Annotated in this window: 16 protein-coding genes; 10 read left to right on the forward strand and 6 right to left on the reverse strand. The window is 48.1% G+C overall.

Features of this window, described 5'->3' with window-relative positions; all coding sequences use genetic code 11:
• Positions 1-27: 27 nt before the first annotated feature.
• Both HGP28_RS04075 and HGP28_RS04080 read right to left on the reverse strand, forming a co-directional pair.
• Complete coding sequence (locus HGP28_RS04075) at positions 28-741, reverse strand: glycerophosphodiester phosphodiesterase family protein (protein WP_168835180.1); 714 nt, start codon at positions 739-741, stop codon at positions 28-30.
• Between the two features lie 256 nt (positions 742-997).
• Complete coding sequence (locus HGP28_RS04080) at positions 998-1,582, reverse strand: NAD(P)H-dependent oxidoreductase (RefSeq protein ID WP_168835181.1); 585 nt, start codon at positions 1,580-1,582, stop codon at positions 998-1,000.
• A gap of 383 nt (positions 1,583-1,965) precedes the next feature.
• Between HGP28_RS04080 and HGP28_RS04085 the strand changes: the two genes are divergently transcribed.
• The 7 genes from HGP28_RS04085 to HGP28_RS04115 all read left to right on the forward strand — a co-directional run bounded on the left by HGP28_RS04085 (position 1,966) and on the right by HGP28_RS04115 (position 7,708).
• Complete coding sequence (locus HGP28_RS04085; RefSeq protein WP_168835182.1) at positions 1,966-2,736, forward strand: DUF3450 domain-containing protein; 771 nt, start codon at positions 1,966-1,968, stop codon at positions 2,734-2,736.
• A gap of 94 nt (positions 2,737-2,830) precedes the next feature.
• Positions 2,831-4,171 carry a MotA/TolQ/ExbB proton channel family protein gene (locus HGP28_RS04090; RefSeq protein ID WP_168835314.1) on the forward strand — a complete coding sequence of 447 codons (1,341 nt, stop codon included), beginning with the start codon at positions 2,831-2,833 and terminating at the stop codon, positions 4,169-4,171.
• Positions 4,171-4,725, forward strand: coding sequence for a MotA/TolQ/ExbB proton channel family protein (locus HGP28_RS04095; RefSeq protein ID WP_168835183.1), 555 nt, complete (start codon positions 4,171-4,173; stop codon positions 4,723-4,725). The genes HGP28_RS04090 and HGP28_RS04095 overlap by 1 nt, the downstream gene beginning before the upstream one ends.
• Positions 4,722-5,126 (forward strand): ExbD/TolR family protein, encoded by a 405-nt coding sequence (locus tag HGP28_RS04100; protein WP_168835184.1) that lies wholly within the window; start codon positions 4,722-4,724, stop codon positions 5,124-5,126. The genes HGP28_RS04095 and HGP28_RS04100 overlap by 4 nt, the downstream gene beginning before the upstream one ends.
• Positions 5,126-5,746 (forward strand): energy transducer TonB, encoded by a 621-nt coding sequence (locus HGP28_RS04105; protein ID WP_168835185.1) that lies wholly within the window; start codon positions 5,126-5,128, stop codon positions 5,744-5,746. Before HGP28_RS04100 ends, HGP28_RS04105 begins: the two co-directional genes overlap by 1 nt.
• Positions 5,743-6,954, forward strand: a complete 1,212-nt coding sequence (locus tag HGP28_RS04110) for a tetratricopeptide repeat protein (RefSeq protein ID WP_343033797.1) — start codon at positions 5,743-5,745, stop codon at positions 6,952-6,954. The genes HGP28_RS04105 and HGP28_RS04110 overlap by 4 nt, the downstream gene beginning before the upstream one ends.
• A 232-nt stretch (positions 6,955-7,186) precedes the next feature.
• A complete protein-coding gene (locus HGP28_RS04115; protein ID WP_168835186.1) occupies positions 7,187-7,708 on the forward strand; it encodes a DUF2058 domain-containing protein in 522 nt (173 codons plus the stop codon).
• 47 nt (positions 7,709-7,755) lie between these two features.
• Here HGP28_RS04115 and HGP28_RS04120 read toward each other — a convergent pair whose 3' ends face one another.
• A complete protein-coding gene (locus HGP28_RS04120; protein ID WP_168835187.1) occupies positions 7,756-8,565 on the reverse strand; it encodes an MBL fold metallo-hydrolase in 810 nt (269 codons plus the stop codon).
• A gap of 110 nt (positions 8,566-8,675) precedes the next feature.
• On the opposite strand from HGP28_RS04120, the gene HGP28_RS04125 reads away from it, so the two are divergent.
• Together HGP28_RS04125 and HGP28_RS04130 are read left to right on the forward strand one after the other, a co-directional pair.
• On the forward strand, positions 8,676-9,683 hold the full coding sequence (locus HGP28_RS04125) for a GlxA family transcriptional regulator (RefSeq protein WP_168835188.1): 1,008 nt from the start codon (positions 8,676-8,678) through the stop codon (positions 9,681-9,683).
• A 502-nt stretch (positions 9,684-10,185) separates the two neighbouring features.
• On the forward strand, positions 10,186-11,256 hold the full coding sequence (locus tag HGP28_RS04130; protein WP_168835189.1) for a porin: 1,071 nt from the start codon (positions 10,186-10,188) through the stop codon (positions 11,254-11,256).
• 95 nt (positions 11,257-11,351) lie between these two features.
• On the opposite strand, the gene HGP28_RS04135 is transcribed toward HGP28_RS04130, so the two are convergent.
• Complete coding sequence (locus HGP28_RS04135) at positions 11,352-13,433, reverse strand: S9 family peptidase (protein WP_343033798.1); 2,082 nt, start codon at positions 13,431-13,433, stop codon at positions 11,352-11,354.
• A gap of 162 nt (positions 13,434-13,595) precedes the next feature.
• Here HGP28_RS04135 and HGP28_RS04140 point away from each other — a divergent pair, with 162 nt between their 5' ends.
• Complete coding sequence (locus HGP28_RS04140; protein ID WP_168835190.1) at positions 13,596-13,904, forward strand: ArsR/SmtB family transcription factor; 309 nt, start codon at positions 13,596-13,598, stop codon at positions 13,902-13,904.
• 29 nt (positions 13,905-13,933) lie between these two features.
• Here the strand turns inward: HGP28_RS04140 and HGP28_RS04145 are convergent, their stop codons facing one another.
• The gene (locus HGP28_RS04145) at positions 13,934-14,362 is read right to left on the reverse strand and encodes an ATP-dependent zinc protease family protein (protein WP_168835191.1); all 429 of its coding nucleotides are present in this window, start codon (positions 14,360-14,362) and stop codon (positions 13,934-13,936) included.
• 241 nt (positions 14,363-14,603) lie between these two features.
• Positions 14,604-15,509 (reverse strand): 30S ribosomal protein S6--L-glutamate ligase, encoded by a 906-nt coding sequence (gene rimK, locus HGP28_RS04150; RefSeq protein ID WP_168835192.1) that lies wholly within the window; start codon positions 15,507-15,509, stop codon positions 14,604-14,606.
• Positions 15,510-15,565 lie beyond the last annotated feature (56 nt).

Consider the following 15,565-nt stretch of genomic DNA (forward strand, 5'->3'; position numbering starts at 1 on the left):
GCGCCACACGGGAAGTGTGGCGCGTGGTTATTGAACCGAAAAGCGCTCAGGGAAATCACTAAAAACGGCATCAACCTGATTTAAGTATTTGAATTTTTGGGGTTGATTGACCGTGTAACACCACACTTGGTAGCCCGCAAGCTTTAACTCATCAATATGGGCCTGGCGAATCCAGCGCTGGTTCAAATGGCAAGAAAAGGCGTTAACTTCTTTAAGGAGGGCTCGATCGCTGTGGCGCAATCGCTCGCTGAGTACGCCAAGCCGATAGCCAGAACAGTGCTGGTGCAGCGAGCGAATCATGTCGTGGCTAAAACTTGACAGTACGAACTGGTCTGTCGGTAATCCAGATAAATCCAATTGCTGCTTTAATCGTGTCACCACCTCTGTCACGTTTTGCTGATCAACCTTAATTTCAAGATTGAGATGTAAATGGTGCTGCTGCGCAAGATTGAGTAAAGTGGCGAGCGTCATAATCGGCTCGCCAGCAAAAGTGGGCGCGAACCAAGCGCCAAAGTCAAGCTGTTGCAACTGCACTAACGTGTGCGCGTCGACGCGACCTCGACCATTACTGCAACGGTTGACGGTGTGGTCATGGCACACGACTAACTCGCCGTCCAGAGTCGGTTGAATATCCACCTCAACCCACTGTAACCCCATATCAATGGCCGCTTGCACGCTCACTTGCGTGTTTTCGGGGTAGTGCCCCTTTACGCCGCGGTGTCCGATGATTAAATTTGCCATCGCTGTTCCCTGTCTTTTTATATCGTTTTGACAGGACTATATACCTAAATGCCGCCAAGCGCAGCGTAGGAATTACCTGATCCCTTTTCCACTTTAAATTGCCGGGCTTTTCGTTTCAAACTAAGGGGCTGGCTCTCATAAACCTCATTACCGCTTGCCTGCAACGCATAGCTTTATAGGTTGATAGCATGTTTTCAGTCCCCAAAAAAGCGCGTGAGCTCACTGACGTTCCACCGCAATGGCTTCAATTGAATCCTTAAAGTACCCAATTGATGTGCGCTTCAAATCGCGCAAGATCGCTTTCAATCTCAGGGTTTTTCATCACATCATGACACGCGAATGTGGGCAATCCTTGCATGCCAAAAAAGCGAAAGTTCATATGAATAGGAAACCAAAGATCATCAACGCTTTTGCCTTGAAATAAATATTCATTTTGGTCGTTGAACGCTTCGGCGGGGGCGTTGAAGGTCAGTGATAACATATAACGTTTGCCGTTTAACGTTCCCCCTTCGCCATAATGTGCTTTGGGTTCGCTAGGCATGCGGCCATCACCATTGCATAGTGCGCCTCCCATGCCCGCGGTATAGACTTCATCCATATACTGTTTGAGGAGCCAAGGCACCGTCATCCAATTGGTTGGTGTTTGCAACAGCACAACATCCGCCCATTGATGATTTTCCAATTCTTGCTCTATGTTCCACCCCTGAGCAACAGTGGTGATTCGAATGTCATACCCGCGAGCGCGCAATAGGCGTTCAGCTAATTCAACCAAGCTCGCATTGAGCTTTCCTTCTGAAAATGGGTAGGGCTGGTGGCCATTAATGATAAGCACATTACTCATAGTGGGACCTGTCGACAGTAGAGTGGGAATTTGATATCGATTGTGAGCTAAGCGCGCGGCAATTGTGCTCAACTTCAGTGTGGTAAAAAATTTCAGTGACGGGGCGTCACGATATTAAGACAAAAAGCAGAGCGCAAAATAGCCACAGAATAACCGTTATCTCTTCGGGCCTATTTACAAAGACAAGATTGTAAATATAATGCAAATGCTAATGGTTCTCACTTATCTCACTTGACGATGATGCCAAGTCAGATTGCACCCAAAACCTACCTTGCGATGTAATGCTTCATTCACTGCTTGGCAGTGAAGTGACAGGCATTAACGACAGACGGCAAACCCAATGATGGCTTTGTTACGCTAATAACGCATTAAGACGAAAGACGATGAAATTACTTAACCCCAGTGCTGCGATACTTGCTTGCGCCGCGCTCTCGGTGGCCAACGCCAATGAGCTTGGCCGCGCGCAAACCATTCAATCTGCGAGTCATCAAGCGCAAGCGAACAGTCAATCGCGCGTGGACAAAAGCGCAGAAAAAACGCTGGTGTTGAACGCCGAAATTGAACAGTTGCAAGAAGAGGTACGTAATCTCGAGATCTATCGCGATCATCTTGCTGCGTTGGTTGCCAGCCAAAATGCCGAAGTCGCCAGTCTTGACCAGCAAATTAATGATATTGCCAAAACTCGCCAAGGTGTTGTGCCTTTGATGTATCAGATGCTAGCAGAGCTTAAAGTGTCTATTGAGCAAGATCGCCCGATTAAGATAGATTCGCGTTTGCAGCGATTGGATAAGCTGCAAGCGATGATGCATCGCGCTGATGTGGCGGATGCTGAGAAGTTTCGTCGTATTCTTGAAGCGTACCAAATTGAGATGGATTACGGCACCAAATTAGGTGTCTATCAAGGGCAGGTGGCGCTGGATGACAAAACCATTGAAGCGGATCTCTTTTATCTTGGCCGCATCGCTTTTGTCGCACGTTCACTCTCGGGGGAGCAATTTTGGCATTGGCAAGCGGATAAAAAACGCTGGGTAGCACTGGACTCAAGTTTTAAGCCGCAATTAGATCAGGCGTTTGCTGTGGCAGCGCAACAGGTTGCGCCAAGTTTGCTTGAGCTACCCCTTTCTATCACCGCGCACGCGACCACTCAGCCATAGGATACCAGTGATGATCCCTTTTTCTTCCCATCGAGCGGTTTCACGCAATCTGAACATGTACAAGCGAGCCTTTGCGCTGACGGCGGCATTAGCAATGACGGCCATGCCAAGCTTGGTTGTTGCGGAATCCATTTCGGCGCTACCAACCAAGGCGCAGCAAGCCAGTTCAACGCAAAGCGCGCTCAACAAACAGCGAGAAGCGGCGTTTAAACAGACAGAGCAAGAGCGTAAACAATTGCACGCGGCATTAAATGCAGAGCGCGCAAAATTGCAAAAAGAAGCCGATGATTTAGCAGCGCAATTTACTCGCAATGAGGCAACACTGGCTAAACGTGAAGAGCAGCTTCGACTTGAGACCGGCAGCCTTGGTGAATTGTTTGGTGTCGTACGCCAAAATGCGAAATCAATTCAAACTGAATTGAGCGAGAGTGTGGTGGGGATTAATAACGCACAATCGCAGCACTCGCTGAATGAGATTGTTGCCGCGAAGACGCTGCCCACCTTAGCACAGCTCAATGCAATGTGGCGTGCGATGCAAACTCATATTGAATCGAGCCGCGTTATTGAGCCGGTTATGGTGAATGTGGTTGACGGCACTGGTGAGCGAAACACTCAACAGGTACAGCGTCTCGGCGCTATCGGCCTATTAAATGACGAAGGTTATTTGGATTGGCACAGCGGCAAAGCTCAAGCCATGCTCTATGCCAAACAGCCGCAAGGGATCACCACCGCAGCGATTGCTGATTCGGTGGCAACCGGCGCTCTCGTTACGGCGCAAGTTGACCCGTCTCGAGGTGTGCTGCTGTCTCAATTGGCGTTGACGCCAACTCTGAAAGACCGTTTGGCCGCAGGCGGAATGGTAGGTAATGTGATCATCGGTCTGCTTTTGGTGGGCTTAATGATTGGTCTAGTGCGTGGTTTATTGCTGGTAAGCGCCCGCGCTAAAATTGCAGCGCAATTAAAGCAGCCAGAACAGCCCGGGAACAACCCACTTGGTCGCATTTTGGCGGTTTATCAAAAAGACAAGCAAAAAGGGCAACACCGCACGGTTGAAGCGCTTGAACTGCGTTTGCTTGAAGCTGTGGTCGATGAGCAAAACGGTCTTGAAAAAGGGCTTTCAATGCTCAAACTTTTGGCGGCTTTAGCGCCGATGCTTGGTCTACTTGGCACCGTAACGGGAATGATTGAAACCTTCCAGGTGATCACTCAGTTTGGCAATGGCGATCCGAAAGTGATGGCAGGGGGCATTTCCATGGCCTTGGTGACAACCGTGCTTGGCCTGATTGCAGCAATGCCGTTGCTATTGGTCCATAACATTTTAAGTAGTCAGGCGGAAAGTATTCGCAATATTTTGGAAAAACAAGGTATTGGTATGGTCGCGGAGTTGGCGGAAAATGACGCGGCGACACCACATTTGGTTGAGAGTGCAGCGTAATGGCGCTGTCGACGCTCAGCTCGCTGAGCCTCTTTCAACAAGATGGGTTGCAAGCTTTGCTGCAATTTATGCAGCAAGGCGGCCAAGTACTCTGGTGGTTGGCGGCGGTTGTGATGGTGTGCTGGCTGCTGATCATTGAACGCATGCTATTTTTGCTGCTGAATTATCCTAAACTGGCGCGCGACTACCGAGCGCGCTGGCAGGCTCGTCGCGATCATGACTCGTGGTACGCAAGGCAAATTCGCGATAAATGGCTTGGTGAGCTGGAAGCGCAGCTTTATCAGCATTTATCGACGATTAAAGTGCTGGTGGCGATTTGTCCGATGCTCGGGTTGCTGGGTACAGTGACGGGCATGATTGCGGTTTTTGATGTGATGGCAACACAAGGCAGCAGCGATCCAAAATTAATGGCTTCAGGTATTTCATTAGCCACCTTGCCAACTATGGCGGGTATGGTGGCGGCATTGGCTGGCCTGTTTGCTCATGCGCGACTTAGCAAGGTGTGTGAGCGCAAGGCGAGTCAAGTAGAACAGTTGTTAAGGAGTCAGTCATGAGACTTGGCCGTCAACCTCGTAAACAAGATGAAGCGCAAATTGATTTAACATCGATGCTTGATATTGTCTTTATCATGTTGATTTTTTTCATTGTTACGAGTTCTTTCGTGCGTGAATCTGGTGTGGAAGTAAACCGTCCTCAGGCATCAAATGTCGTCAGTCAAAAAGAGGCGGGGATCTTCATTGCCATTACAGCAACTAACGACATCTACATTGATAAACGCATGGTGGATGTTGAGCGTGTTGAAGCGACAATCGAGCATTTATTGCTTGATCAGCCTGACGCATCATTGGTGATTCAGGCCGACGAACACGCGTATAACGGCACCGTGGTCAAAGTGATGGACGCGGCGAAAGGTGCTGGAGTGACCAATATCGCTTTAGCGGCGGAGACGCCGTAATGATCCGTATGCTTCTGGCAGTGCCTTTTGCGGCGCTGTCAGCCATGATGTTATTTAGCTTGATGGCGTGGATGACGCATCAGGGTCATCAACGCGCGCCCGAGCCGAGCTCTCCAGTGCGTTTTGACATGGTGATGGTGGAAAATGACTCTCAGGTTCAGCGCCGTCAGCGCAGCGTGCCAGAGCAGCCAACGCCACCTCAGGTGCCCGAGCAAGCCCCTGTCTCTCAGAGTAATATGGCGTTAGAGCCAATGACGCCACTGGTCGCAAGCCAAGCCTTGGGGCTTGAAACTGGCCTAGCAGGCATAGGCATAAACGCGCCAGATTTATCGACAACAATGGGCAATCAACAAGCGTTGCCACTGTATCGTGTTGAGCCACGTTACCCTTCGCGAGCGCTTAAGCGCAAGCTGGAAGGGCATGTGGTGCTCGCGTTTACTATCGATACCACGGGTCGTCCCAAAGACATTCGTATTATTGAAGCCGAGCCGAAGCGCGTTTTTGAGCGAGAAGCCATGCGCGCATTGGCAAAGTGGAAATATCAACCGAAAGTGGCTGAGGGTAAAGCGATAGAGCAGCTCGGCCAAACGGTGAAATTGGAGTTTAAACTGGCCAAATGATCCACTTTTTATCTTTTTTGACCTCGGTAAGCCGTGTGCGATTTTTGGCGATGCTGGCGCTGAGTTTGAGCCTCACCTTTGCAGCTCAAGGCGTAGAGTTGTCGCAATATACCGCAGCGCGCGTTCAGAAAGCGCACCAGTTAGCGCAAGATGAGAAATACGCAGCGGCGATTGATTCACTTCGCGCGTTAGAGCTCTCCCGAGCTTATGACAAAGCATTTGTTGCTCGTATGCTGGGCGTTTTTTATTGGCAGAATGAGCAGCCCGAACAGGCCATTGAGCAACTTGAATTGGCCGTTAATAGCGATGAGCTTCGCGATGAACAGGGTTGGCATACGCGAAAAATGTTGGCTGATCTGTTGTTAAATCAGCAAGCGGTTGCTCGTGCGTTGCCCCACTATTATGACTTGGTTGTCAATGTGCCTGAGAATGAAGATGAGGCGTCATTGTGGTTACGCATTGCCCAGTCTCAGTATCAACTGCAGGTGTGGGATAAAACACTTCATGCCATTGAACGTTACGAGAAAATCGAACCTGCGCTAAGCAAGCCTCCGCTTTCACTCAAGCTTTCCGCGGAATTGGAATTGCAGCAGTGGCGGGCGGCGATTGTAACAATCAAGCAATTGATCTCGCTCGAGCCTCAACATCTAATATGGTGGCGTCAATTGGCGGCGTTGCAATTGCGTATTAGTGACGAATCTGGCGCTCTCGACAGTTATGTGTTGGCTCAATTGCAGGGTGTTGCGCTTGAAGACAATGATTTTGTCATCATGGCGCAGCTTTACGCTAAGCGTGGCATTCCTGAGCAAGCGGCAAGCACACTAGCTTTGCTTGAAAACGCGCAGCAAAACACCAAATTACTTGCTCAGCAAGCCAGTTATTGGCAATTGGCCAAAGAGTGGCGTAACGCGGCTGAATTTTGGGCTTTAGCCGCCAAGAAAGACTCACAGTATTACTGGCCTCACGCGCAAATTTTGTTGCAAGAAGGGCAATATCAAGCGGCATTAGTCTCATTAGATCAAGTTAAAGATCGAGAGCTAGACGTGGCTCTGGCTCGCACCCGAGCCCTATATAAACTGGATCAGCTTAACGACGCGCTACACCAAGCAAAGCGCGCTCAAGCGTTAGCGGAGCAGGCTCAGGTTTCAACGGCTCAAAGCAAAGGTTGGGTCACGTATTTGAGTCAACTGCTGCGCAGTCGCGAATAATCATTAAAAAAACGCAAAGCGTTTCAAGTGGTTTGTATATAAGAGTGTGGTTATACCCAAACAACTTGGAGTTGCAGGTAGGCGGCAAACGAACAAAGCCTCTGAGCACTTCGTGAACATAGATACATAATGTGATGAGGTTTGTGAGAGCCTGCCAACAACGCTGCAACTTCAAGTAGAAAGGGTATAGAATAGGGACTACAAACATCAAGCATCACTCATTGGAATTACTATGGCGAAATTGACCCTACAAGAGCAAATGCTAAAAGCGGGCCTTGTTAATGAGAAAAAGCTGAAGAAAGCGCAAAAAGGCTCAAAAAAGTCTCGCGTTCAAGCTCGTGAAGTCAAAGCGGCAGTTGAAGAGAATAAACGACAGCAAGCTGAGCGAGATAAAGCATTGAGCGAGCAGCAAAATGCGCAGCGAATCAATAAAGAGATCAAAGCGCAGATCGCGCAATTGATTGAGATGAATAAGCTCGATACGAAAGACGGCGATATTAAATACAATTTTACCGATGGCACTTTGGTTAAAGCGGTTTATGTGACGGAACTGATTCGTGACCAGCTGGCGAAAGGTATTCTCTCTATTGCCGTGAGTGGTGAAAGTTATGCTGTGATCCCAAGCAGCGTTGCCAATAAAATTGCGCAGCGTGATGAGTCGATGGTGATTGAGCAAAACGCACCTCAAGCAGATACGCTTGATGAAGATGATCCTTATGCTGATTTCGTAGTGCCTGACGATCTTATGTGGTAATTCCTAGGAACTCATGCAACAGCCCACCTTTTGGTGGGCTGTCTGTTTTAGGCAGTGATTCGCTCAGCAAAGGTCAGCGTCTCTCCATCTGCGGGAATTAGCACTTTATCACCTAGCCCGTACTGGGTGATGAGGGCGCTGAGCTGCGTGCGGTCGATGTGACAGTGATTGAGTGCTTCCATGTGGTTGGCAATCACTTGGCCGGGCGAGCGCTGAATAAACTCAATCAGTTCATCGGCACCCATCAACAATGGGTTGCCAACATCCATCTTGGCGTTGCCTGCGGCGACGATGGCAATGTCTGGTTTTAGCTCATCGAGCGCGCGACGGACATCATCGGTGAGTACCGTATCACCACTCACATAAACGCTCGGTTCATTTGATAACGCAATAACAAAGCCAGCCCCATTCGCCATCACTTTGTGAATCCAACCATGACCATGTTGTGCCGGTATCGCTGTGATAAAGCCACCTGCAAATTCGGTGCGCTGCCAGGGCGTGGCATCGCAAACAACATCTAACCCCTTACGGCGCAGATAATCAGCATCTTTTGCTGGCGTCGCAATGGGAATGTTTCGATTTTTGAGAAAAGTCTCGCCGTCTTGATCTAGGTGATCTGTATGTTGTAGCGCTTGAATCCCAAATGTTTGGCTATGGGTAATAATCGCATGGGTGACTTTGCTGAGAATATCGTTTGCATTATTTGGTAGCTCTACCGTGGGATTACGACGAGGCTTGGCACGAAACAGTGAAAAGGGTGGCTGTGCGCTTTTGGCACTTAGCATCGGGTCAATCAAAATGGCGTGGTTGCCGGACTCAATAACGAGGGTGGCATTGCGTAACTGGTGAATTTTCATGACAAATCAATCTGCGTTAAATGAAACTGCGCTAATCATATCGAATTACATATTGACCCAGGGGACAAAGATCGCTTGAATTGGGTCAACATTGCTCTGTGAGTCTTTTCATGTCAACGTCATCATCTCATTTATCTCGTAACTCCTCGCCGCTACATCGTATTGTCATTGTTGCCGGTGATGGCATTAGTCTGTTCCATCTTGCGGTGCCTTGTATGGTCTTTCAAGATGCTTTTTTGTCTGAGCCTGTGTTTGACGTTACGGTTTGCAGTATTGAACAGGCAAGTCTTGCAAAAAAGTCGGGTTATCATCTTGAGGCAATCGTGGATTTATCACCTTTGGCACAAGCAGACATGGTGATCATTTGTGGCTGGGGGGATTCATTACCACAGGTACCAGCAGCATTAGTGCAAGCACTGCGTAATGCTTATCAACGTGGAGCGGTGCTTGTTGGGCTGTGCTTGGGCGCCTTTGTTTTGGCAGAAACCGGACTGCTTGATCACCGTGCCGCCACCACACATTGGGGGTACGCTGAGCCGTTTCGCGAGCGCTTTCCTAGGGTGAATTTTGATGCTCAGCCGCTGTTTATTGATGAAGGGCAGCTCGTCACTTCTGCCGGTATTGCGGCTTCGATTGACTGTTGTCTCCATTTGTTGCGCCGTTTTATTGGTATAGAAAGAGCCAATCAGGTTGCGCGTTTGATGGTAACCGCGCCATTTCGATTTGGTGGTCAGCAACAATACATTCCCGCTCCTTTAACTTCGCAGCCAAGGGCCAATAGCACGCTTGAGCAAGTGGTTGTGGGGCTAACACGAGATTTAGCGACCCAGCATACGATAGACACCGTTGCAGAGCGTTGTGCGATGAGTCGCCGTACCTTTACGCGCAAGTTCAAAGCGATTTATGGCACCAGCTTTAATGAGTGGCTGACAAATCAGCGATTAAATGCAAGCCAATATTGGCTTGAAAATAGCCATGATTCGATAGCGCAGATCGCTCGTCGTGTTGGGTTTCGTTCAGAAAGTGTCTATCGCAAGCAATTTAAAGCGGTGTTTAACCTTGCTCCTGCTCAGTGGCGTTTAGGGTTTACAGGGCGGTTAGAGGTGGATGATATTTAAGCTTTTCGATGATTAGCGTGACCTCAATGTTGAGAAAACTGTCTTATATATGAGCTGGTTAGTGATAATGCGCCGATTGAAAACGGTTGTTGTGAAACTTATCAAATAAACGCGTACTTGCAGTCTAACTGCATACTAGGGTTATAGAGTTCAAGCAGTTTCGGCATTGTTTATCAAAGTGCTGGCAGGCGTGAGGTGGCTCACTTACTCGAGTTAATGCTTGTGAGTGATACAAAGCGCTTGGTTGTGCCTACTGAGTTATTTCCGGATGTAAGGCTCAGTGTGACATCCGTCAGCAACTGAGATGAAGTGATTCGCAATTCCGGCCGAATGTTGTCTCCTACAGCAGGGTGTGAGGTTGGTTTGGATTGCCACTATAGCAGTTCTGGGTACAGCAAATTTGGGACTCATTAAGCCTGCCTTTGAGGAGGTGTCAGTGTTTTGCGTCTTCACCATGGTACCGAATTGAACGTGATACCAATATGCAAATGGAACTTAAAATATGAAGATGAGAAAAATTGCTTTAGCAGTGGCAGTAACTGTCTCAACCTCAAGCGCCTTCGCTGTGGAATTGTACAACAGCGGTGGCACCACCTTTTCTGTCGGTGGTTATCTAGATGCTGCGTTAGAACATAATGGTGGTGGCACGTCAACTAACGTTGATGGCGTTTCCCCGCGAATTAATGTTGTCGGGACTCAAAATATTGGCAACGGATTAACCGTCGAGGCCAAAGGGGAATGGCAAGTAAATCTTATGAACGGCGGTGATAACACCTTTGATACACGTTTAGGTTATGTTGCTCTTCACACTCCAGCCGGAAAAATTAAATTAGGGTCTCAATGGTCACCTTTCTATCAAATCTCTGGTGTCGCTGACCAACCGATTTTGTATGCCAACAATTACCTTTATGAAGGTGGACGTAGTGGCAGTATGTATCGTGTTGGTAATGGACGTGCAGAGCGCATGCTCAGTTACCAAAATACCTTTGATATTAACAAAGAGATTGAGCTTTACGTCGGTTTAGCCTGGCAAGGAAAACGCACCTATGTCGATACCACGACCAATGTCGAGCAACTTAACACCGTCAGTATTGTCCGTACTACGGGCGTGGTAACCCAAACTGCGACGACGATCGATATGGACAATCGAGGCCAGGTTGCTGCCAGTATTGATTATGACGAGTATACGTTGGGTCTTGCTTACATGGGGGGCGATGTGAATGGCACCGATGCGGATATCACGTCAGTGTCGTTGAGCTACGGTACGTATGCCAAGGGCTTATATTTGGCGGCAAACTACGGTCGTACCCATGATTTTTATGGTTTCTATGATGCCAACCAGTATTCTGGTCTCGCGGCTTATGGAATGGAGAATGGCATTAACTGGGTACTCTATTATGAACGCGTTGAGCACGACCATCGCACGATTGATAGCTTAAAAATTGATTACTTAGCGCCACAAATTGAATATTACCGCACCACGCACTTTGCGGCGTTTGTTGGGTATCAAGCGCACTTAGGATCAAATACCGGTGATAACCAGTGGGGTGTTGGGATGAGATATTATTTCTAACCCGCGTTCAATATTAAGGCCAGCACTGCTGGCCTTTTTTATACTCAGAGGCTTTGCTCGCTTGTCGCCTGCCTGCGTCTTTAAGTTGTTTGGGTTTACATATCAAGTATGTCAAAGAAAAAAGCGTATTCTAAAGCCGTTTCGTGGATCCGCTTAAAGCGACCCGACGCACCACCGTGCCCCGCTTCCATATCGGTTTTAAAGACCAATCGGTTTTGATCCGTTTTGAGCTCACGTAACTTGGCGACCCATTTCATTGGTTCAAAATATTGCACTTGTGAGTCATGAAGTCCGGTTGTCACAAGAAGATGCGGGTAATTCTGAGCCGATACGTTGTCGTAAGGCGAATAACGGAGCATCGTGAAATAATCGTCCTTCTGATTTGGATTACCCCATTCATCGTACTCGTTCGTGGTTAATGGAATGGATTCATCTAACATTGTGGTGACCACATCCACAAAGGGGACGTGCGCAGCAATGGCGCAGTAATCTTGTGGCGCCTGGTTGGCAATGGCGCCCATTAATAAGCCCCCTGCGGAACCGCCCACTGCGCAGACCTTTTCTTTAGCGCAATAGCGTTGTGCAACTAAGGCTTGAGTCACGTCGACAAAATCATTGAAGGTATTTTGTTTATGACGCTTTTTCCCCATGTCATACCAAGGGCGTCCCAACATCTCCGAACCACGAACATGCGCAATGGCAAAAACGAACCCTCGGTCAAGCAGGCTTAATCGGCTAATGCTAAAGGTGGGCTCAATGGTTGAGCCATACGCGCCGTAGCCATATTGATACAGGGGATTGCTGCCATCTTGCTTAAATTGGTCAATGCGATAAACCAAGCTCACCGGAATGGTTTTGCCATCGCGCGCGGGTATCATGAGACGTTCAGAGCGATAGGCTTTCGCATCAAACCCACCGAGGACTTGGCTTTGTTTGAGCAAGGTGCGCGCGCCCGATGCTAAATCAAATTCATAGTAGCTGCCAGGCGTGGTTAGGCTGGTGTAATACAAACGCACTGCACTGTTGTCGAGTTCTCGGTTGCCAGTCAAAAACGCGCTGTAGATGGGGTCATCAAATTGCAATTCGAATTCATAACCAGTAGACAACTGACGAATCGTGGTGCGTGACAGCCCGTCTTGCCGCTGTTCAAACACAAGGTGATCGTTAAACAGACTGTAATCAACCAGTTGAACGTTATCGTCGGCGGCGACAACCTCCTCCCAAGAATCTCGATTTTGCACATTATCAGCGGGCACTTTAACCAGACGAAAGTTAACTGCGCCATCGTTGGTGTAGATATAGTACCAGTCACCGAGTTTGCTTACAGAGTACTCAATACCAGTGCGCAATGGCAAAAATAGCTGAGCACGCGCGTTGGGATCATTGGCATCGATGACAGAGACACCACTGGTTTCCGTGCTTGAGTGCCAAATGTAGATGTCGCTACCATCTTTGCTTTTACTTATATCGGTGTAATAAGCGCTGTCGTTTTCTTGATAGATTAATGTATCGCTGGCTTGCGGCTCACCAAGTTTATGTCGAAAGACTTGATAGCCAAGCAGCGTCTGAGGATCTTTTTTGATGTAGTAAAACGCTTGGTTATCGTTTTGCCACACGACAGTGCTCGCCGCGCCTTCAATGATATCGGACAGCTCTGTATCCGTGGTTAAATCTTTGACTCGTATTGTATAGATTCGGCGGCTGAGTGTATCTTCACTAAACGCCAAAAGTGAGGTGTTCGGACTGACGGTCAAGCCGCCCAAACTGTAAAACTCATGCCCTGCCGCCCGCTGGTTGACGTCCAGCAGTGTGGTTTTGTTATGGCCGTTAAAGTCATCCGCTCTCACATGCACTTCGTATTCGTTGTCACCCGTTACTTCACTGGAGTAGAAATAACGGCCAATGCGCACAGGCACGGAGTTATCGTCTTTGACGATCCGCCCTTTGATTTCATCAAACAGAGTTTGTTGTAGCGCTTCAGTATGCTGCAGCGTTTTTTGCGCGTAGTCATTTTCGGCTTGCAAATGGGCGAGTACCACCGAATCTTGCCGCGTGTCATCACGCATCCAATAATAGTCATCTACTCGTGTATCACCATGAACGGTCATTTGGTGAGGGACTCTTTTTGCAATAGGGGCGGGAATGGCTTGTGATGAGTGAGGCTTAAAAGCGGTCACAGGGCGTCCTTTATCAGCGATGTGTTTTCGTCAAGTGTACAGCAAAACGGGGGATAGCCTATTGTCGTTTTACTCATGAGTTTCGATTATTGGACGATAGTGGTGGCTGTTGTTAGTTATTTCGATTATCATCGAAATAACGATTTTGATGAGAGAAAGATAATGGAAATCGAGATTGTCGCCAAAGCATTGAAAGAGCTGGGCCATCCCACACGATTAATGCTTTTTAAAGCGGTGGTAAAAGCCGGTTACCAAGGCATTGCGGTTGGGGCTTTGCAAGAGCGCCTGGCCATTCCAGGCTCGACGCTGTCACACCATTTGAGTGCGCTTGCTTCTGCTGGGCTGATTCATCAGCGGCGAGAAGGGCGGACCCTATTTTGTGTTGCAGAATATCAGACGTTGCAAGGCGTTTTGAGCTTTATTCAAGATGAGTGCTGCGCTGATGACGCGCAGACCAATCACTCAAAATAAATAAAAAAACCGAGCGCGCTCGGTTTTTGTTATCTGGCCAGTAAGTGCGCTCGGCTAGGGTCCACTAACACTTTGTCTGACATGCCTTGGCGGCCTAACAACATCATGTAGGTCATCTCTTGGCGATTGCTAAGAGTCACTTCAATAGGCCACTCTTCGTTGCCCATACGCAGTAGAGTTGAAATCACAAATCGATGCTCATAAGTGCCGTTAGATGATTTGATTTTACGTTTATCGATTAACAACGATTTACAGCGAACGGTTTCGTCAAGATTGTAAATGTCGGGGTGTAAATCAAATTCAACGTATTTTTTGCCGTCAACCGTCGTGCATTCAAGGTTATCAACATGCAGTGACGAAGTTTGTGCTCCGGTATCGATCCGTGTTTCTAATTGAGTAATCCCTAACTCTGGTAAGCACACAGCTTCAGTATTTCCAATGATCAATTTCTGAGTCATAGTCTCTATCCAAGCTTGTTACTCAAAATATTTGAGCGGAGACTATACTCTTTCCACTTGACGTTACAGGGGGGGGGCTGGTTCTAACAGACTTCATCACATAGTTTATCTATGTTCACGAAGTGCTCAGAGGCTTTGTTCGTGTGCCGCCTACCTGCATCTTCAAGTGGTTTGAGTATATGCTCCGCTCTGCGTCTAAATTCAAACCACGTTATGTCGTTCGACAAGTATCAAAGGGGAATTACCCTTTACCACGAGTACGGTTTGAATGGGGTTTGGCATTTTTTTCGATAAATTCGTAAATCATGCCTGCAACATCTTTGCCCGTCGCATTTTCAATGCCTTCTAAGCCCGGCGATGAGTTTACTTCCATCACGACGGGTCCATTCTTCGATTGAAGAATATCGACGCCACAAAGGTTCAACCCCATCACTTTGGCTGCGTTAATCGCCGTCGCGCGCTCTTCTTTGGTCAGTTTGATCAACTGAGCCGTACCACCACGATGCAAATTAGAACGAAATTCACCTTCTTTGGCCTGACGCTTCATTGCCGCAATGACTTTGTTGCCGACAACAAAGCAGCGAATATCAGCACCGTTGGCCTCTTCGATAAATTCCTGCACGAGAATGTTGGCTTTCAGGCCCATGAAGGCTTCAATCACGCTCTCAGCGGCTTTCGTCGTTTCTGCGAGCACGACACCAATCCCTTGAGTTCCCTCAAGTAACTTGATAACAACAGGCGCGCCGCCAACGTTTTTGATGAGATCTTTAACATTGTCTGGGTGATTCGCAAAACCAGTACGAGGCAAGCCAATGCCACGGCGTGACAGTAATTGAAGCGAACGCAGCTTGTCACGAGAGCGACTGATAGCGACCGATTCGTTAACACAAAAGGTGCCCATCATTTCAAATTGACGGACCACAGCGGTGCCATAGAAAGTGATTGATGAGCCAATACGCGGAATAACGGCATCGTACTGCGGCAATTCTTCACCCATGTAACGAATTTTTGGGTTGTTGCTCGTGATGTCCATATAGCAATGCAGGGTATCAATAATATCTACTTGATGACCACGTGCTTCACCAGCCTCTTTTAGGCGCATGGTAGAATACAAATTCTCATTACGAGACAGAATGGCAATGCGCATAGCGATACCTTACTAAGTCAATACTAAATCAAATGATATCAGAATAAAGCGAACTT

Source organism: Vibrio agarilyticus (assembly GCF_012641465.1).
GTDB lineage: Bacteria > Pseudomonadota > Gammaproteobacteria > Enterobacterales > Vibrionaceae > Vibrio > Vibrio agarilyticus.